This window comes from Pseudomonas sp. ICMP22404 (genome assembly GCF_006227205.1).
In the GTDB taxonomy this organism is placed as follows: domain Bacteria; phylum Pseudomonadota; class Gammaproteobacteria; order Pseudomonadales; family Pseudomonadaceae; genus Aquipseudomonas.
This window is the reverse complement of sequence record NZ_VCNG01000015.1, coordinates 71,186-89,801: the sequence shown is the minus strand read 5'-3', so window position 1 is coordinate 89,801 and position 18,616 is coordinate 71,186. Positions and strand designations below refer to the sequence as shown.

The window sequence follows — 18,616 nt, the reverse complement described above, 5'->3', positions numbered from 1 at the left end:
ACTCGACTGGCCCTGGCGGGGCCACACCTGCTACAAACGGGGTTTCTTGCCCTGCCGGAGCACCCTGCACATGAGCCAATGGCCAGACACCCGCCTCCTCGACCTGCTCGGTATCGAGCTGCCCATTATCCAGGGGCCGCTGGCCGGGGTGACCGGGCCCGCCATGGTGGTCGCCACCTGCAATGCCGGCGGGCTGGGCTCGATGCCGGCGGCGATGCTGGACGTCGAGCAACTGCGCCAGGCATTGACGACGATCAGCGAGCAGACCGACAAGCCGTTCAATGTGAACTTTTTCTCCCATCAGCCACCGGCCTTCGACGAGCAGCGGGCCGAGGCCTGGAAGCAGCGACTCAAGCCCTACTATGACGAACTGGGCGCCGATTTCGAGGCGCCGACGCCGGTGTCCAACCGCACGCCATTCGACGATGCCGCCTGCCGGGTGCTGGAGGAGATGCGACCGAAAGTGGTCAGCTTCCATTTCGGCTTGCCGGAGCAATCCCTGCTGGATCGGGTAAAGGCCACCGGGGCGAAGATCCTTTCTTCGGCAACCACCGTCGAGGAGGCTATCTGGCTGGAACAGCACGGTTGCGACGCGATCATCGCCATGGGCTACGAAGCCGGCGGCCACCGTGGGATGTTTCTCAGCGACGACCTCAACACCCAGGTAGGTCTGTTCGCCTTGCTGCCCCAAGTGGTGGATGCGGTGAAAGTGCCGGTGATCGCCACCGGCGGCATCGGCGATGCGCGGGGAATCGTTGCGGCGTTTGCCCTCGGCGCATCGGCGGCGCAACTGGGCAGCGCGTACCTGTTCACCCCCGAGGCCAAGATCAGCGCATCCCACCACCGGGCGCTGCGCACCGCCCGGGAAAGCCAGACCGCCGTGACCAACCTATTCACCGGGCGGCCGGCCCGGGGCATCGTCAACCGGGTGATGCGCGAAGTCGGCCCGATGAGCCCGCTGGCACCGGCATTTCCCCTGGCAGGTGGTGCCTTGATGCCGCTACGGGCCAAGGACGAAGCCGATTTCAGCAACCTCTGGGCGGGCCAGGCGTTTCCCATGGGCCGGGAGTTGCCGACCGGCGAACTGACCCGGCGCCTGGCTGATGAAACACTGGCGCGGCTTGGCAAGTGTTCAAGTGCCTGAGAGCCTCATCGCCGGCCCGGACGCCATCGCGAGCAGGCTCGCTCCCACAGTGTCCGGTACTAGAACAGGATCAAGCACAGATCCCTGTGGGAGCGAGCCTGCTCGCGATGAGGCCGGCACATTCTCACCCCACTGCCAACAGCAACAACACAAAACTCACATTCCGTTTGTCAGGCATTCGCTATATATTTCCGTATATAGCGAAACCACCCCTTACGGAGTCTTCAATGCGCCCCACCCGCTTCGCGTCATTGCTGCTGACCACCTTCCTGGCCGCTGGCGCCGTCGAGGCCGATGAAGTACAGGTGGCCGTGGCCGCCAACTTCACCGCACCGATCCAGGCCATCGCCGCTGACTTCGAAAAAGACACCGGCCACAAACTGGTGGCAGCCTACGGTGCAACGGGGCAGTTCTATACCCAGATCAAGAATGGCGCGCCCTTCGAAGTGTTCCTCGCCGCCGATGACACCACCCCGGCCAAGCTGGAAAACGAAGGTGACACCGTCAAGGGTTCACGCTTCACCTACGCCATCGGCACGCTGGCGCTGTGGTCGGCCAGGGACGGCTATGTCGACGACCAGGGCCAGGTCCTCAAGAACAACGGCTTCCAGCACCTGTCCATCGCCAATCCCAAGGCCGCGCCCTACGGCCTGGCCGCGACCCAGGTGCTGGACAAACTGGGGTTGGCCGCAGAGGTCAAGGGTAAGATCGTCGAAGGCCAGAACATCACCCAGGCCTATCAATTCGTCTCCACCGGCAACGCCGAACTTGGCTTCGTGGCGCTGTCCCAGGTGTACAAGGACGGCAAGCTCACCAGCGGTTCGACATGGATCGTCCCGGCCGAACTGCACGACCCGATCAAACAGGACGCGGTGATCCTCAGTAAAGGCCGCGACAACCCCGCCGCCAAGGCATTGATGGACTACCTCAAGGGCCCGAAAGCCACCGCCATCATCCAAGCCTACGGTTACCAACGCTAAATGCCGCTGACCAGTGCCGATTATTCAGCGATCTGGCTGACCCTCAAACTCGCCTCGCTGACCACAGTGATTCTGCTGCTCATCGGCACGCCCGTCGCCCTGTGGCTGTCGCGCACCCGATCCTGGTTGCGCGGGCCGGTGGGTGCGGTGGTGGCCCTGCCGCTGGTGCTGCCGCCTACGGTGATCGGTTTCTATCTGCTCCTGGCATTGGGGCCCAATGGCTGGATCGGTCAGTTGACCCAGGCCCTCGGGCTGGGCACCCTAACGTTCAGTTTCGCCGGGCTGGTAGTCGGCTCGGTGATCTATTCCATGCCGTTTGTGGTGCAGCCCCTGCAGAACGCGTTCTCGGCCATCGGCAGTCGCCCCCTGGAGGTCGCCGCCACCCTGCGCGCCGGTCCCTGGGACACCTTCTTCAGCGTCATCCTGCCCCTCGCCCGCCCCGGCTTCATCACCGCGGCCATCCTCGGCTTCGCCCACACTGTCGGCGAGTTCGGCGTGGTGCTGATGATCGGCGGCAATATCCCGGACAAGACCCGGGTGGTGTCGGTGCAGATCTACGACCACGTCGAAGCCCTGGAATACGCCCAGGCCCACTGGCTGGCGGCGGCGATGCTGGTATTTTCATTCGTTGTGCTGCTGGCGCTGTATACCCGCCGCAGGACCCGGACAGCCTGGAGCTGATCGATGATTCAGGCGCGTTTGCAGCTCGACCAGGGCGATTTTTCCCTGGACCTGGATGTGCAACTGCCGGGCCGGGGCGTGACGGCGTTGTATGGTCCATCCGGCTCCGGCAAGACCACCTGCCTGCGCTGCATCGCAGGTCTGGAGCGCGCGCCACGAGGCTTCGTGCGGATCAACGGCGAGGTGTGGCAGGACAGCGAGCGCGGTATGTTCGTGCCGCCCCATCAACGGGCAGTGGGATATGTGTTCCAGGAGGCGAGCCTGTTCAGCCATCTGTCGGTGCGGGCCAACCTGGCATTCGGTCTCAAGCGCATCGCCCCGGGGCAACGGCGGGTGGACATGGACCAGGCCACCGAACTGCTGGGCATCGGCCACTTGCTCGACCGCCAGCCCCACAACCTGTCCGGCGGTGAGCGCCAGCGGGTGGGCATCGCCCGCGCCCTGCTGACCAGCCCACGCCTGTTGTTGATGGATGAGCCGCTGGCCGCGCTCGACATCCGGCGCAAGAACGAGATCCTGCCCTACCTGCAACGGCTCCACGATGAGCTGGACATCCCGGTGCTGTACGTCAGTCATTCCCAGGACGAAGTGGCGCGCCTGGCCGATCACATTGTGTTGCTCGACGGTGGCCGCGCGCTGGCCAGCGGGCCGATTGGCGAGACCCTGGCGCGGCTCGACCTGCCGCTGGCCCTGGGGGATGACGCCGGCGTGGTGATCCAGGGTACGGTCAGCGATTACGACCCCGCCTATCAATTGCTCACCCTGACACTGCCCGGTAGCCCGCTGCACGTGCGGGTAGCCCATACGCCGCTGGCCATCGGGCAGCCGCTGCGCTTCAAGGTCCAGGCCCGGGACGTCAGCCTCAGCCTGGCGAACGATGCCCAGACCAGTATCCTCAATCGCTTGCCGGTCACGGTGACCAGCGAACTGGCCGCCGACAACGCCGCCCACGTGCTGATCCGCCTGGAAGCCGCCGGCACGCCGCTGCTGGCCCGCATCACCCGCTATTCCCGCGATCAGTTGGCGCTGCACCCGGGGCAGGTGCTGTGGGCGCAGATCAAGGCGGTGGCGGTGTTGGCCTGAGCAGTAGACGCGGCCTGACAGCCGACCGGTCTTTTGAAGCGTTCGCTATTCCCTGTGGGAGCGAGCCTGCTCGCGATAGCGGTGGTTCAGTTGCATTGATGCTGAACGTACCGCCGTCATCGCGAGCAGGCTCGCTCCCACAGGGGTTCTGGGTGTTCTCAGAATTTCGGCACGACCGCAACGGGCCGCGGTCAATGAATCCATAGGCCACCGCATAGCTGCCAAGGATTTCTCCATGCCCGACACTCCGCTGCCCGAAGCATTGCCGGCCGATCTGCATTATGTCGACGACACCGGCCCCGGTATCACCCGCAGGAAGTTACGGGGCAAGTTCTGTTATTTCGATCCTCAGGGTCAACGTATCACCGATGCGGCCGAAATCCAGCGCATCAATGCCCTTGCGGTGCCGCCAGCCTATACCGATGTGTGGATCTGCACCGACCCGCGCGGGCATCTCCAGGCCACCGGCCGGGACGCCCGCGGGCGCAAGCAATACCGTTACCACGCGCGCTGGCGCGAGGTGCGCGATGCCGACAAGTATTCGCGGATGCTGGAGTTCGGTCGCACCCTGCCCCGCTTGCGCAAACGCCTGGAGGCGATTCTCGCGACACCCGGTTTCAGTCGCGACAAAGTCATGGCCACCGTTATCACCTTGCTGGACGTGACCTTGATCCGCGTCGGCAACAGCCAGTACGCCCGGGAGAATCGCTCTTATGGCCTGACCACCCTGCGCAGCAAACATGTCGAGGTCAACGGCAGCGCCATCGCCTTCCAGTTCCGTGGCAAGAGCGGCGTCGAGCACCAGATCACCGTGAAGGACCGGCGCCTGGCACGGATCATCAAGCGCTGCCAGGAAATACCCGGGCAGAATCTGTTCCAGTACCTGGACGAACACGGTGAGCGCCACGCCATCAGTTCCTCGGACATCAATGCCTACCTCAAGACCCTGACCGGCGCCGAGTTCACCGCCAAGGATTACCGCACCTGGGCCGGCAGTGCGGCGGCCCTGGCAGGCTTGCGGACGTTGGGCTGGGAAACCGAGACAGAAGCGAAAAAACACATCGCCGAGATGGTCAGGCAGGTCGCCCGGCAATTGGGCAATACGCCGTCCGTCTGTCGCAAGTGCTACATTCATCCTGCGGTGCTGGAAGGTTTCCTGCTCGGCACGTTGAAGCAACTGCCCAAGCCCCGGGCCCGTAAAGGTCTCAGCGAAGAAGAAGCCGGGCTGGCGATTTTTTTGCAACGGGTGATGCAAGCCACGCAAGCGTGCGAGTCGAAGTTCGGAAGCTGACACGACCCGAACAATGGTTTCTCCCTCAGGAACATCCAGCCAACGGTGAACTCCCAACTGTACGGTCCCGCAATACCTCACGCGTGAAATCGACAGGAGTCCTCGATGTCTGAACACATTGTCCATTTTCATTGCCAGATCGATCAGGGAACCACCGAACGTTTCCGCGACAACTGCCTGGAGGCGATCGAGAAAGGCGCAGATTCACTGATGCTCAATCTCTCCACGGTCGGCGGCAGCACCAACTTCGGCTTCACCCTCTACACCTTCATCAAGTCCCTCCCCGTGCCGGTGCGTGCGGTAAACGCCGGCAATATCGAATCCATGGGCATCGTCATGTACCTGGCCGCCAGCGACCGCACCACAACCCCTCATTCGCGCTTCCTGATCCATCCCATGAACTGGTATTTCGGCCAGAAATCGGTGGATCACTCGCGTCTGCGCGAATACCTGTCCAGCCTGGACAACGACGTCGCGCGATACGTGGAGATCTACGTCAAGGAAACCGCCGGGGCTGCCACGCAGCTGGATATATTCAAATGCCTGTGCAACGAGGAAAGGGTCATTCCGGCGGAAAATTCCCTGGCCTTCGGCATCGCCCACCGGGTCGAACAGGTGGTCTTCCCCACGGACGCCAGGCACTGGAAAGTCAGCGGTGGTGAGGATTGAGGCCCCGGGTGGCGCAACGCCTGTCAGTTAAGCCACCGTTTGTGGGAGCAACGCTCTTTTAATGCGATTAACAAAATGAGGTATTCCTTGCTTCATTATAAAAATATTCAATTCCCTATAACTACGAAGCGAAGCGGCGAGACAACTCTTTTAATTAACATCCAATGACCATTCGTCGCCAGTACAACGCTTTTATTAAACTTCCTTCGCCACTTACCTTTCACATTTAATGCGAGGCACGTTGCTCGCTTAAACCAGTATGAGGATTCTCGAAATGGCTAACAGCGGAAACAAAAACCCAGGCAACTTCGCAAATGATCGTGAAAAAGCATCTGAAGCCGGTAAGAAAGGCGGACAGGCATCGGGCGGCAGCAACACCAACGACCGCCAAAAAGGCTCTGGCGCTGGCAGCAAAGGCAGCGAACGCGGCCAAAGCGGCGCTGGCAGGAAGTCTTAACCCCTGAGACCCGCTGGGGCGCAGCCTTGCTGCGCCCTGGTGCTCGATGAGTCGAGGTGAAGCATGAGCAACCAGGAGCGGTTCATCGTCAGCTTTATCGCCAACGGCCAACCTGATAGCCGCGTGATGGAAGCCGACAGCGAGACATTGAGTGTCAGCGAAGCCGAAGCCCTGTTAAGAGTTTCTTTCAGTGAACTCCAAGACGTTCAATTGAGTGATGTTCAAGTTCAGAAAAGAACACGCCCCATTGAACAGGAACATGGCGTACCCGGACACTTTAAACAGCCATAGCTGATAGTGTTTAAATGTTTATCAGGTTATCCGATAGCCGATCAACGCTGCGCATAAGTCTTCTTCAGCGTATCGATCCACGCCAGGTCCAGGCTCGACTGCTCAGTTTCCAGGCCCATCCCCCGCATCGTCTCCGCATGTCCATCGGCTTCTCGCACCAGCGCCTGCTGATCACTTGAGTTGGCATCCAGGTGATGCATCTGGGCCAGCCCCAGGTGATAGAACCGCAACACCTTCATGGCGACCGGATCCCGGGCCTGTACGCCGTCCGTCACCTGATGCATGACGTTGGTGACGCGCATCAAATTGCGCTTGAGTTGCCAGCCGTACACCGCCGCCGCCATCCAGGGTTGCGTCCAGAGATACAGACGCATCAGCGCGGCCATCACCAGCACTGCCACAATCACCCCGCCGAGGTTGAAGCGAAAATTATCGGCCCCAGGCGTGCCGAACAGCATCACGGCCAGGCTGGACAACAGCATGGCCAGCGCCAGGAACACCACGGCGATGATCAGTGTGCTGCGGCGGGTCTGCTGTCGGTAGAGGTCGGCGTCCCACGGTTTGATCTCGAACATCGCAGTGCAATTTCCTTGTACGGGACAAAAAGAGTCGAGCATTATCGCCTGCCCGGCCGATTTAGCTATGCTGGGGCTCATTTTGTGCGGCAGACGAGCCGAAGGAACCGGATCAAAGTCCATGGCGATACCACAAGGATCGTGCGATCTTTGCGCGGGGACGTTTTTTTCAAGATGCCGTCGTTGTGTGCACGGCATCGTTTTCAAGGAAAGCTGAATGACTCAAAGACATGTAATCAACGCTTCAGTGAGCCCGAAAGGCAGCCTGGAGACCCTGTCCCAGCGCGAAGTCCAGCAACTGAGCGAAGCCGGTTCCGGCAGCATCTATACCTTGTTCCGCCAGTGCGCCCTGGCCATCCTCAATACCGGCGCCCATGTCGACAACGCCAAGACCATCCTGGAGGCCTACAAGGACTTCGAGATCCGCATTCATCAACAGGACCGTGGCGTGCGCCTGGAACTGTTGAACGCGCCGGCCGACGCCTTCGTCGACGGCGAGATGATCGCCAGCACCCGGGAAATGCTGTTCAGCGCCCTGCGCGACATCGTCTACACCGAGAACGAGCTGGACAGCCAGCGCATCGACCTGAGCTCGTCCCAGGGCATCAGCGACTACGTCTTCCACCTGCTGCGCAACGCCCGCACCTTGCGTCCAGGTGTAGAGCCGAAAATCGTCGTGTGCTGGGGTGGTCACTCGATCAACACCGAAGAATACAAGTACACCAAGAAGGTTGGCCACGAACTGGGCCTGCGCAGCCTGGACATCTGCACCGGCTGCGGCCCGGGCGTGATGAAAGGCCCGATGAAAGGCGCCACCATTGCCCATGCCAAGCAACGCATCCATGGCGGCCGCTACCTGGGCCTGACCGAACCGGGCATCATCGCCGCCGAGGCGCCAAATCCGATCGTCAACGAGCTGGTGATCCTGCCGGACATCGAGAAACGCCTGGAAGCCTTCGTGCGTGTCGGCCATGGCATCATCATCTTCCCGGGCGGTGCCGGTACGGCGGAAGAGTTCCTGTACCTGCTGGGCATCCTGATGCACCCGGCCAACCAGGACCTGCCCTTCCCGGTCGTGCTCACGGGGCCGAAAAGCGCCGCGCCGTACTTCGATCAGTTGCATGCCTTTGTCGGTGCGACTCTCGGCGAAGCGGCCCAGAAGCATTACCAGATCATCGTCGACGACCCGGCCGAAGTGGCACGGCAGATGACTCAGGGGCTCAAGGAAGTGAAGCAGTTCCGCCGCGAGCGCAACGACGCCTTTCACTTCAACTGGCTGCTGAAGATCGATGAAGGCTTCCAGCGTCCGTTCGATCCGACCCACGCCAACATGGCCAGCCTGGGCTTGAGCCTCGACCTGCCGTCCCATGAGCTGGCCGCCAACCTGCGCCGTGCGTTCTCCGGGATCGTGGCCGGTAACGTCAAGGACAAGGGGATCCGCCTGATCGAAGAACACGGCCCTTACGAAATCCACGGCGACCCCGCCATCATGGAACCCCTCGACCGCCTGCTCCAGGCCTTCGTCGCCCAGCACCGGATGAAACTGCCGGGCGGCGCGGCCTATGTGCCGTGCTATCGCGTGGTGACCTGACCCTCCGGAACACCCGGCCCCTTGTGGGAGCGAGCCTGCTCGCGATAGCGGTGGTTCAGTTGCATTGATGCTGAATGTACCGCCGTCATCGCGAGCAGGCTCGCTCCCACACAGGGGTCTGCTGCGGCTACAGAATTGTGTTCAGCTGCATCAATCCTGATGCATCCAATCCAACGCCAAGCCCAAGGTAATCCTTGATCGACGGATGGACAGTGTCCACCGGATGCACGTGCGTCGCCGTCACCACCATCACATCCGCTCCCGCCGCCTCGCCGGCCCGGATACCGGCGTCGGCATCCTCAAACACCAGACAATCCTCCGATGCCACTCGCAACCGCTCGGCAGCCAATCGATAACAGGCGGGGTTGGGTTTGCCGTCGCTGACATCTTCGGCGGTGACCATCACGGCGGAACGCGGGATGCCGGCGGCCTCCATCCGACGCAAAGCCAGTGCCATAGGGGCCGAGGTGACGATCGCCCAGCGCTCGGGAGGCAGGCCATTCAAGAACGCCACGGCGCCCGGCACGGCCACCACGCCTTCGACGTCTTCGATTTCCTCCCGGGTAATCCGCTCGGCTTCAGCCTGGGCGTCCACGCCCGGCAGATGTTGGCGCGCGATGGTGTCGATGGCCCTCACGCCATGGATGGTGGGCAGGAACGCCGCCACGTCCACGCCGTGGCGCAGCGCCCAGCGGGTCCAGATCCGCTCGGCGGCGGCGATGGAGTTCAGCAGGGTGCCGTCCATGTCGAAGAGAAAGGCGTGGTAGGCCTTGGATGAGTGCTTTACGGACATCGGATTCTCACAGTCAAAACATTGGTCCCCGGTGGGAGCGGGCTTGCTCGCGAATGCGTCGGCACCGTCGATTGGAGGTTGCCTGACACACCGCTATCGCGAGCAGGCTCGCTCCCACAGGGGGGCTATGGTGTCTGGGGTATTTATACCAACCGCTCGATCGACTGATGTTGCCAGACCCGTTTGTAATACAGCACCTGCAGCAACAACATGCTCAGGTACGCCACGGGAAACGCTATCCATACCCCTTCCAGGCCGAAGTGAGCGTCGAGCAGGTAAGCCGCCGGCACCTGCACGCCAATGATGCAGAAAATCGAAATCGCCACCGTCGGCAGCACCGTGCCGCTGGCGCGCATGATGCCGCTGACGATGGCCTGGAAACCGAACACCAGCAAGCTCCAGAGCATGATGTGCAGCAGGTGTTCGGCCTGGACCCGTGCCGCCGGGTCGGTGATGAACAACCCCAGCAGCCAATGGGACAACAGGTACCCCAGCAGCACCAGTCCCCCCGTCAGGTAGACGTTGATCTGCAGCCCCGTGCGCAGGATCGGCCCCAGGCGCTCCAGGCGTCCGGCGCCAATAGCCTGGGCACCGAGGATCGAGGCACTGATGGCAATCGACAACGCCGGGAACTGCACGTAGTTGACGATCTGCGTCACCGCGCCGTAGGCCGCCGTGGCCTGTGAACCGTGGCGATTGACCAGCGCCAGGATCACCAGTTCCGACAGGGAGATCACCACCATCTGCAACCCCGTCGGCAGGCCGATGCGCAGCACCTTGGCGAGGATCTCCCGGTCCAGGCGCATCGCCGCGAACAACGCCCGGTCCGGTGCCAGGGCATGCTCACGACGGTTCAAGCGCCACGCCAGCAACACCATGGCCGACGCCGTGCCCACCAGCCCCGCCAGTGCCGCGCTCTGGATGCCCATCTGCGGCAAGCCCAGCCAGCCACGAATCAGCGCCGGGGTGAGCAGCATCCCGACCCCGGTGGACACCATCAACGCCAGCAACGGCGTCAGCGTATCGCTGACCCCGCGCAACAGCTGGGTGAACAATACGAACACCAGCAATATTGGCAGAATCCACATCATGACCCGGGCATAGGCAACGGCGTCTTCCAGCACATCCGCCGGCGTGCCCAAGCCTTGCAGGGCCTGACGCGTAAAGACGCTGCCGAGCACCGCCGCCACCAGTCCGATGATCGCTCCCAACAACAGCGTCGAGCCGGCAATCGCCTTCACCGTGCCGGTTTCCCGGGCGCCGTAGGCCTGCCCGATCAACACCCCGGCCCCCGCGCCCAGGCCGATCACCAGTGCAATGAAGAAAAACAGGATTGGAAACATCCCCGACACCGCCGCCAGTGCCTGGGTGCCGAGCATCTGACCGATGTAGATGCTGTTGAGCGTGCCGGACATCGACTGCAGGAAGTTGGACAGGACCATGGGAATGAGGAACAGGAGGTAGGTTTTCCAGAGCGGCTGGGTCGGCATGGGGGCTCTTGATGGCAGGTTCGACGATTCAGGTGTCGGTAATTTAGCGCAATCCTGAGCAAACTGTGGGAGCAAAGCTTGCCCTAATGCCAGTCAGTCAAGGATCAAACGGCGCAAAAACTGTGGGAGCTAAGCTTGCTCGCGATAGCGGCAGACCAGCCAAAATGGTTGCTGGCAGACTTACGGCAATCGCGAGCAAGCTTTGCTCCCACAGGTTCGTGTATCAGGGCAAGCCTTGCTCCCACAGGTTTCATCCCGTCGGCCCGATTCGACATTTCACAGACTGTAGCTAACCTGAAGTAGCACAGTGCCACGCCCTGAGTAGGCCCTTGCCTACAGATGTCAGAAATCGGACGACTGGTCTTCAAGACAAATCCGAGGTCGCAGATAACCAGTTATTCGCCAATAACCTGTTAGCAACACTGTTCAAGGACCGAACCATGACGTCGTATCCACACGGTCATTCCTTTTCCTCCAACCTACCTCGCCTCCTCTGGAGTCCCGTGCTCGTGGCGGTTGCCGCCACCGCCGGCGTGCTGCTGCTCAACGAAACGAACGCACAAAACATCGGTTTCAGCGCAGCGCTGCTGGTCCTTGGTCTCGGTGTTGGCGTATGGGGCGCGCGCGCGCAGCGCCGGCAATTGGATCACGCGGTCACCGCCGCCACCGCCCGGCATGACCTGCACACCATCGAACACGCCAATCACAAAGCCAGCACGCAACTCAACGAAGTCATCCTCGGGGCCATGCCGATCTGGGCCAAGCAGGTCGAAAGCTCCCGGCAACAGACCGAGGCCGCGATCGTCTCGCTGACCAGCCGCTTCACCGGCATTTCGTCACGCCTGGAAGAAACCGTGCAAGCCTCGCAACTGGCCGCTGGCGAGCTGGCCGGGAAAAGCAGTGGCGGTGCCGTGCAGGTGCTGGCCCAGAGCGAGAATGAACTGGTGCGGGTGATCGATTCCCTGAAAGCCACCCAAGCCAGCCGTGACGAAACCCTGGCCCAGGTGCGCAACCTTACCGCCTACACCGGCGAGCTGCGGACCATGGCCGCCGACGTCGCCGCGATTGCCGCGCAAACCAACCTGCTGGCCCTCAACGCCGCCATCGAAGCCGCTCGGGCCGGTGAAGCCGGGCGCGGTTTCGCGGTGGTGGCCGACGCCGTGCGCAGCCTGTCGAGCAAGTCCAGCGAGACCGGCCAGCAGATGTCGGCCAAGGTCGACATCATCAATACCGCCATCACCCAGTTGGTCCAGGCCGCCTCCAGTGGCGCCGATCAGGACAGCCAATCGGTCTCTACGTCCGAGGACAGCATCCAGCACGTATTGGAGCGTTTCAAAAACGTAACCGGGCAATTGGCCCAGTCGGCGGACCTGCTGCAGCAGGAAAGCTTCGGCATCCGCGACGAACTCACCGAGGTGCTGGTCAGCCTGCAATTCCAGGATCGGGTCAGCCAGATCCTCAGCCACGTGCGCGACAACATCGAGGACCTGCACGTGCATATGCAGCAGGCCAGCCAGTCGCCCGACCAGGCCGTGTCCATCGATGCCCGCCAATGGCTGGCCCGCATGGAAACCACTTATGCCACCGACGAGCAACGCCGCAACCACCACGGCGACTCGGGCGTGCAACAAGCTTCACAGGAAATAACCTTCTTTTAGGAGAGCCGTTCATGGCTAAAAGTGTATTGGTTGTCGACGACTCCGCGAGCGTTCGGCAGGTCGTCGGCATTGCGTTGAAAAGTGCCGGCTACGACGTGATCGAAGCCAGCGATGGCAAGGATGCGCTGGGCAAGCTCAACGGGCAGAAAGTGCACCTGATCATCAGTGACGTGAACATGCCGAACATGGACGGCATCACCTTCGTCAAGGAGGTCAAGAAGCTGGCCAGCTACAAGTTCACGCCGATCATCATGCTCACCACCGAGTCCCAGGAATCGAAGAAACAGGAAGGCCAGGCGGCAGGCGCCAAGGCCTGGGTGGTCAAGCCGTTTCAACCCGCGCAAATGCTGGCGGCGGTTTCCAAACTGATCCTTCCTTGATGGCCGGAGGCTGTGATGCCGCTGCTGTACAAAACACAGGGTGACACCGCACAGGTGCAGATCGACGGCGAGCTGACGATCTACACCGCCGCCGACCTGGCCGCGCAATTGCTGCCATGCCTGGGCAATGCGCCGGCCATGGAGCTGGACCTGTCACAGGTGACCGAAATGGACGGCGCCGGCCTGCAACTGCTGCTGATAGCCCTACGCGAGGCGCCGAAGGCCGGCACCCAGTTGACCCTGACCGCTCGCAGCAAAGCTGTCAGCGAAACGCTCGAGCTGTGCAACCTGCTGGCCTAGGGTCCAGCCGTCATCGCCCGACACGACAAAGGATATGAGCGTGAGCATCAATCTCGACCAGGCACAACAAACGTTCATCGTCGAGGCACGGGAGCAGTTGCAGGCAATGGAAGAATCCCTGCTGCAACTGGAAAACGACCCGGCCGACGATGACGCCATCGGTGCGATCTTCCGTGCGGCCCACACCATCAAGGGCTCGGCCGGACTGTTCGGCCTGGAACCGATCGTCAGCTTCACCCACATCGTCGAAGATGTGCTCGATCGCCTGCGCAACGGCAGCGTCGAGGTAGACACCGGCCTGATCGCCGTGCTGCTCAAGTCCAGCGATCACATGCTGGAACTGATCAACGTGGTGGCCAACCAGGGCGGGACGTTGACCCCGCCGGCCCTGAAACGGGAGATGGAGCTGTGCCAGATCTTGCAGGAGTACCAGGCGCCCCCGCCTGACGACGCGCCGGCACCGGCGGCTGAAGCCACAACGCAGGAGCCGTCCGAAACGCGCCTCTGGCACATTTCCCTGCGCTTCGGCCAGGACGTGTTCCGCAACGGCATGGACCCACTGTCGTTCCTGCGCTATTTGCAGACCCTCGGTGAAATCGTCCACCTCGACACACAGACAGAGACGTTGCCCAGCGTCGAAGCCTTTGACGCCGAATCCTGCTACCTGGGATTCGACATCGACTTCCGTTCAGCCGCCAGCCACAGCGCAATCAACGAAGTCTTCGATTTCGTCCGGGAAGATTGTCTGATCGAGATCGTGGCCGTCGACGAGCGTGCGAACACCGGGCTGGTCGCCACCGCCCAGGAATCGAACGACGAGAGCACGGCGCTGGTCGCCACCGGCGAACTGCTGCCGGACCAGCGCAAGACGCCGCGAACGGCGGCCCAACTTCCTGCCGAAAGGCCACCGGCCAGCAGTGAAAACAAAGCCAAGGATGGCGCCTATGTGCGGGTCAATGCCGACAAGCTCGACGAACTGATCAACCTGGTGGGTGAACTGGTCATCGCCAGTGCCGGCACCAGCCTGCTGGCCCGCAACTGCCACGACGACTCGTTGCAGGAAGCCACCTCGACGGTGTCCGGGTTGGTGGAAGAAATCCTCGACGGTGCGTTGCGCCTGCGCATGATCCCCATCGGTGAAACCTTCAACCGGTTCCGCCGGGTGGTGCGCGATGTCAGCCAGGAACTGGGCAAGGACATCGACCTGATCATCAGCGGCGCGGAAACCGAACTGGACAAGACCGTGGTGGAAAAAATCGGCGACCCGCTCATGCACCTGCTGCGCAACGCCATGGACCACGGCATCGAGACCGCCGAAGCGCGGCTGGCCGCCGGCAAGCCAGCCAAGGGGCATCTGCACCTCAACGCCTACCACGACTCGGGCAGCATCGTGCTGGAGATCGCCGACGACGGCGCCGGCCTGGACCGCGACCGGATCCTGGAAAAGGCCCAGGAGCGTGGCCTGGTCGCCCCAGGCGCCAGCCCGACCGACCAGGAGATCTACAACCTGATTTTCGAACCCGGCTTCTCCACCGCCCAGGCCGTCACCAACCTGTCGGGGCGGGGCGTGGGCATGGACGTGGTCAAGCGCAACATCACCCTGCTGCGCGGCACCGTGGACCTGGACAGCCAGCCGGGCCGGGGCACCGTGGTGCGCATCCGCTTGCCGCTGACCCTGGCGATCATCAATGGCTTCCTGGTGGGCATCGATCAGTCCACCTATGTCATTCCACTGGACATGGTCCAGGAGTGCATCGAGCTGAGCGAAGACGACGGCACCGCCAGTCGCGAACAGGGCTACCTGGATCTGCGCGGCGAGGTGCTGCCCCTGGTGTACCTGCGCGACCACTTCAATCACGAAGGCCGGGCTTCGCGCCGGCAGAACGTGGTGGTGGTGCGTTATGCCGAACTCAAGGCCGGCCTGGTAGTGGATGACCTGCTCGGCGAATTCCAGACTGTCATCAAGCCCTTGGGCAAGTTGTTCGGCGCACTGCGCGGCATCAGTGGCTCGACCATCCTGGGCAGCGGCGCCGTGGCCCTGATTCTCGACGTGCCGGCGCTGCTCACCCAGATCGCCCAGATAGAAAACCGCTACACCCCTACCCAATTCTCACAAGCCAACGCTCGCTGACGCTTTAGCAACTCCATGGAGAGGTATTTCCCAATGAAATGGTTCTACGATCTTAGAATCGCCACCAAACTGATCACCTCATTTCTTGTGGTGCTGGCCCTGACCGCCGTCATGGGGGTGTTCTCGATCATCCAACTGGGCGAAGTGAACGGCACCACCACCGAAATCCGTGAAAACTGGATGCCGTCCATGCGCGCGGCATCCGGCATGCGTTTCTACGCTGCGAACTATCGCCTCAAGGAAAACCGTCACATCACCGCTGATTCCGAGCAGGAACGCACCACAGTCGAACAGGAAGCGGAAGAAGCCAGGAAAGGTTTCGAGACCCGTATGGCGACCTACGAAAAACTGCTTTCCAACGCCGAAGACCGTCAGCTGTTCGAGACAACCCGCAATGACTGGGTCGCCTATCTGGCGATCAGCAAAGACCTGATGGCACTGTCCCGGCAAAACCTCACCGAGCAAGCCCATGCGCTGCTCAAGGGCGAGTCCCGGCGTCGTTTCGAGCTGGTGACCGGTGACCTGCAGAAACTGGTGGAACTCAATGACGTCGGTGCTGGCGCGGCCAGCGAACGCGGCACGGCACTGTTTGAAAAATCACGTCTGTCGATCATCGCCGTGCTGGCTGCGGCCCTGCTGATCGGCCTGGGCCTGGCGCTGTTCATCTCCCGGATCATTTCCCGTCCCTTGAAGCAAGCCGCGTTGGTGGCCGAACAGCTGGCCGAAGGCAACCTGAACGCGAAAATCGAGGCCGGCTCCAAGGACGAAACCGGCATGGTGCTCAACGCCATGCAGAACATGGTGGGCAAGCTGTCCCACATCATCGGTGAAGTGCGCAACGCCGCGGACAACCTGGCCAGCGCCTCCGAAGAGGTCAGCGCCACCGCGCAGTCCATGAGCCAGGCCACCAGCGAACAGGCGGCCAGCGTCGAGGAAACCAGCGCCTCCATCGAGCAGATGAGCGCCAGCATCAACCAGAACACCGAGAACGCCAAGGTCACCGACGGCATGGCCAGCAAGGCCGCCAAGGAAGCCACCGACGGTGGCGAATCAGTGCAGCAGACCGTGGTGGCGATGAAGAAAATCGCCCAGCGCATCAGCATCATCGACGACATCGCCTACCAGACCAACCTGCTGGCGCTCAATGCCGCCATCGAAGCCGCCCGTGCCGGCGAGCATGGCAAAGGCTTCGCCGTCGTCGCCGCCGAGGTACGCAAACTGGCCGAGCGCAGCCAGGTCGCCGCCCAGGAAATCGGCGAACTGTCCTCCAGCAGCGTCGACATGGCCGAGAAGGCCGGCAATCTGCTCGATGAGATGGTGCCCTCGATCAACAAGACCTCGGACCTGGTGCAGGAAATCAGCGCCGCCTCCGAAGAACAGGCCGCCGGCGTGGCGCAGATCAACACCGCCATGACCCAGCTCAACCAGGTGACCCAGCAGAACGCCTCCAGCAGCGAAGAACTGGCCGCCACCGCCGAGGAAATGAGCAGCCAGGCCGAACAACTGCAACAGGCCATGAGTTTCTTCACCCTGGACACGCCACCCAAGTCGGCCAGCCTGCCAGTGAAGGTCGACCACACACCCGGACCGACCAACCGCAAGCCGGCCCGGGCCTCGGTGACTACTCTGCCCAAGGCGTTCGCCTACAACATGGCCGGCGCACCGGACGAATCCGAATTCACCCGGTTCTGACGGTCCGCTTGCACAGGCTCGCTTAAAGGAGAAAAGCCATGGGCGCCATCGCTACTACCCGTCAGACCGCCATCGCGGTCGAGGAAGAAGCGCAATACCTGACATTCATGCTCGGCACAGAGATGTTTGCCATCGGCATCCTCTGCATCAAGGAGATCATCGAGTACGGCAACCTGACCGTGGTGCCGATGATGCCGGCCTTCGTCCGCGGGGTGATCAACCTGCGCGGCGCGGTCGTGCCGGTGGTGGACCTGTCGGCCCGTTTCGGTCGGCAGAACTCGTCGATCACCCGGCGTTCGTGCGTAGTGATCATCGAGGCCAACACCGAAGACGGCCACGCCCAGGACATCGGCCTGCTAGTGGACACAGTGTCGGCGGTGCTGGAAATCCCGGCCTCGCAGATCGAACCGCCACCGAGTTTCGGGGCGAAGATCCGTGCTGACTTCATCAGCGGCATGGCCAAGGTCGACGGCAAGTTCGTGATCGTGCTGGAGGTGGGGCGTGTGCTGTCCATCGACGAAATGTCCCAACTGGCCGAAGCCAGCCCCACCGCGCTGGAGTTTGAAAGCCAGTGAACGCCGACACCTGCAAGGAACGCACCGTGAACTCACTGGCCCTCAGTGATCGAGAGTTCAGCCAGTTTCAATCCTGGCTGTACAAGGCTGCCGGAATCAACCTGTCCGACGCCAAGAAAGCCCTGGTGGCCGGACGTTTGTTCAAGCGCCTCAAGCACTATGAGCTGGGCAGCTACGGCGAGTATTTCAAACTGATCATGAACGGCCAGCGCAGCGATGAATTGCAGGTGGCGCTGGATTTGCTCACCACCAACGAAACCTACTTTTTTCGCGAACCCAAGCACTTCGATTTCCTGCGCCAGCATGTACTGCCCAAGGCGACACCGGGCAAGACCTTTCGCCTCTGGAGCGCGGCCAGTTCGTCGGGAGAAGAACCCTACAGCCTGGCGATGACCCTGGCCGAAGGGCTGGGCACCACACCTTGGGAAGTGATCGGTTCGGACATCAGCACCCAGGTGCTGGCCAAGGCGCGCTCCGGGCACTATCCGATGGAGCGCGCCCGCACCCTGCCCCAGCCGCTGCTGAAGAAATACTGTCTCAAGGGCACCGGCAGCCAGCAAGGCACGTTCCTGATCGACCGGGCGTTGCGCAACCGCGTCAACTTCGTCCAGGTCAACCTCAACGACACCCTGCCGGAGCTGGGGGAGTTCGATGTGATTTTCCTGCGCAACGTCATGATCTATTTCGACCAACCCACCAAAAGCAAAGTGGTTGCCCGACTGATCCCCCGACTCAAGTCTGGGGGGTATTTCATCGTGAGCCATTCGGAAAGCCTCAACGGGGTTTCCGATGCCTTGAAGATGGTGATGCCATCGATTTATCGCAAACCATGAGC

Annotated in this window: 19 protein-coding genes; 16 read left to right on the top strand and 3 right to left on the bottom strand. The window is 62.0% G+C overall.

The features are described 5' to 3' along the window. Positions 1-70: 70 nt before the first annotated feature. The 8 genes from FGE05_RS23255 to FGE05_RS23215 all read left to right on the top strand — a co-directional run bounded on the left by FGE05_RS23255 (position 71) and on the right by FGE05_RS23215 (position 6,596). Positions 71-1,144 carry a nitronate monooxygenase family protein gene (locus FGE05_RS23255; RefSeq protein ID WP_139648632.1) on the top strand — a complete coding sequence of 358 codons (1,074 nt, stop codon included), beginning with the start codon at positions 71-73 and terminating at the stop codon, positions 1,142-1,144. 227 nt (positions 1,145-1,371) lie between these two features. Then, positions 1,372-2,124 (top strand): molybdate ABC transporter substrate-binding protein, encoded by a 753-nt coding sequence (modA, locus tag FGE05_RS23250; protein ID WP_139648631.1) that lies wholly within the window; start codon positions 1,372-1,374, stop codon positions 2,122-2,124. Beyond that, a complete protein-coding gene (gene modB, locus FGE05_RS23245; protein WP_139648629.1) occupies positions 2,125-2,805 on the top strand; it encodes a molybdate ABC transporter permease subunit in 681 nt (226 codons plus the stop codon). It begins immediately after the preceding gene. A gap of 3 nt (positions 2,806-2,808) precedes the next feature. Then, a complete protein-coding gene (gene modC, locus FGE05_RS23240; RefSeq protein WP_139648627.1) occupies positions 2,809-3,888 on the top strand; it encodes a molybdenum ABC transporter ATP-binding protein in 1,080 nt (359 codons plus the stop codon). A 235-nt stretch (positions 3,889-4,123) separates the two neighbouring features. Further along, entirely contained in the window at positions 4,124-5,179 is a 1,056-nt protein-coding gene (locus FGE05_RS23230) for a DNA topoisomerase IB (protein WP_139648625.1), read from the top strand. A 105-nt stretch (positions 5,180-5,284) separates the two neighbouring features. After that, on the top strand, positions 5,285-5,848 hold the full coding sequence (locus FGE05_RS23225) for an ATP-dependent Clp protease proteolytic subunit (RefSeq protein WP_139648624.1): 564 nt from the start codon (positions 5,285-5,287) through the stop codon (positions 5,846-5,848). Between the two features lie 274 nt (positions 5,849-6,122). Beyond that, a complete protein-coding gene (locus tag FGE05_RS23220) occupies positions 6,123-6,305 on the top strand; it encodes a general stress protein (RefSeq protein WP_139648623.1) in 183 nt (60 codons plus the stop codon). Between the two features lie 63 nt (positions 6,306-6,368). Beyond that, a complete protein-coding gene (locus FGE05_RS23215) occupies positions 6,369-6,596 on the top strand; it encodes a hypothetical protein (protein WP_139648622.1) in 228 nt (75 codons plus the stop codon). Positions 6,597-6,637: 41 nt separating this feature from the next. Here FGE05_RS23215 and FGE05_RS23210 read toward each other — a convergent pair whose 3' ends face one another. Next, positions 6,638-7,171 carry a DUF3087 family protein gene (locus FGE05_RS23210; protein ID WP_139648621.1) on the bottom strand — a complete coding sequence of 178 codons (534 nt, stop codon included), beginning with the start codon at positions 7,169-7,171 and terminating at the stop codon, positions 6,638-6,640. Positions 7,172-7,388: 217 nt separating this feature from the next. Between FGE05_RS23210 and ppnN the strand changes: the two genes are divergently transcribed. Further along, a complete protein-coding gene (gene ppnN, locus FGE05_RS23205) occupies positions 7,389-8,762 on the top strand; it encodes a nucleotide 5'-monophosphate nucleosidase PpnN (protein ID WP_139648620.1) in 1,374 nt (457 codons plus the stop codon). A 127-nt stretch (positions 8,763-8,889) separates the two neighbouring features. Here the strand turns inward: ppnN and FGE05_RS23200 are convergent, their stop codons facing one another. Continuing rightward, positions 8,890-9,555: an HAD-IA family hydrolase gene (locus FGE05_RS23200; RefSeq protein WP_139648619.1), complete on the bottom strand. Its 666-nt coding sequence runs from the start codon at positions 9,553-9,555 to the stop codon at positions 8,890-8,892. Between the two features lie 143 nt (positions 9,556-9,698). Continuing rightward, a complete protein-coding gene (locus FGE05_RS23195) occupies positions 9,699-11,045 on the bottom strand; it encodes an MATE family efflux transporter (RefSeq protein ID WP_139648618.1) in 1,347 nt (448 codons plus the stop codon). 440 nt (positions 11,046-11,485) lie between these two features. Between FGE05_RS23195 and FGE05_RS23190 the strand changes: the two genes are divergently transcribed. Genes FGE05_RS23190 through FGE05_RS23160 form a run of 7 tightly spaced genes read left to right on the top strand, consistent with a single transcriptional unit; the run spans position 11,486 to position 18,614 of the window. Next, positions 11,486-12,703 carry a methyl-accepting chemotaxis protein gene (locus tag FGE05_RS23190; RefSeq protein ID WP_139648617.1) on the top strand — a complete coding sequence of 406 codons (1,218 nt, stop codon included), beginning with the start codon at positions 11,486-11,488 and terminating at the stop codon, positions 12,701-12,703. An 11-nt stretch (positions 12,704-12,714) separates the two neighbouring features. After that, a complete protein-coding gene (locus FGE05_RS23185; protein ID WP_003203044.1) occupies positions 12,715-13,083 on the top strand; it encodes a response regulator in 369 nt (122 codons plus the stop codon). Positions 13,084-13,098: 15 nt separating this feature from the next. Next, complete coding sequence (locus FGE05_RS23180; RefSeq protein WP_139648616.1) at positions 13,099-13,383, top strand: lipid asymmetry maintenance protein MlaB; 285 nt, start codon at positions 13,099-13,101, stop codon at positions 13,381-13,383. 40 nt (positions 13,384-13,423) lie between these two features. After that, positions 13,424-15,514, top strand: a complete 2,091-nt coding sequence (locus FGE05_RS23175; protein WP_139648615.1) for a chemotaxis protein CheA — start codon at positions 13,424-13,426, stop codon at positions 15,512-15,514. 33 nt (positions 15,515-15,547) lie between these two features. Beyond that, a complete protein-coding gene (locus FGE05_RS23170) occupies positions 15,548-17,206 on the top strand; it encodes a methyl-accepting chemotaxis protein (protein WP_139648614.1) in 1,659 nt (552 codons plus the stop codon). 38 nt (positions 17,207-17,244) lie between these two features. Further along, positions 17,245-17,781: a chemotaxis protein CheW gene (locus FGE05_RS23165; protein WP_024778565.1), complete on the top strand. Its 537-nt coding sequence runs from the start codon at positions 17,245-17,247 to the stop codon at positions 17,779-17,781. Then, positions 17,778-18,614, top strand: a complete 837-nt coding sequence (locus FGE05_RS23160) for a protein-glutamate O-methyltransferase CheR (RefSeq protein ID WP_176563027.1) — start codon at positions 17,778-17,780, stop codon at positions 18,612-18,614. Before FGE05_RS23165 ends, FGE05_RS23160 begins: the two co-directional genes overlap by 4 nt. Positions 18,615-18,616: the final 2 nt, after the last annotated feature.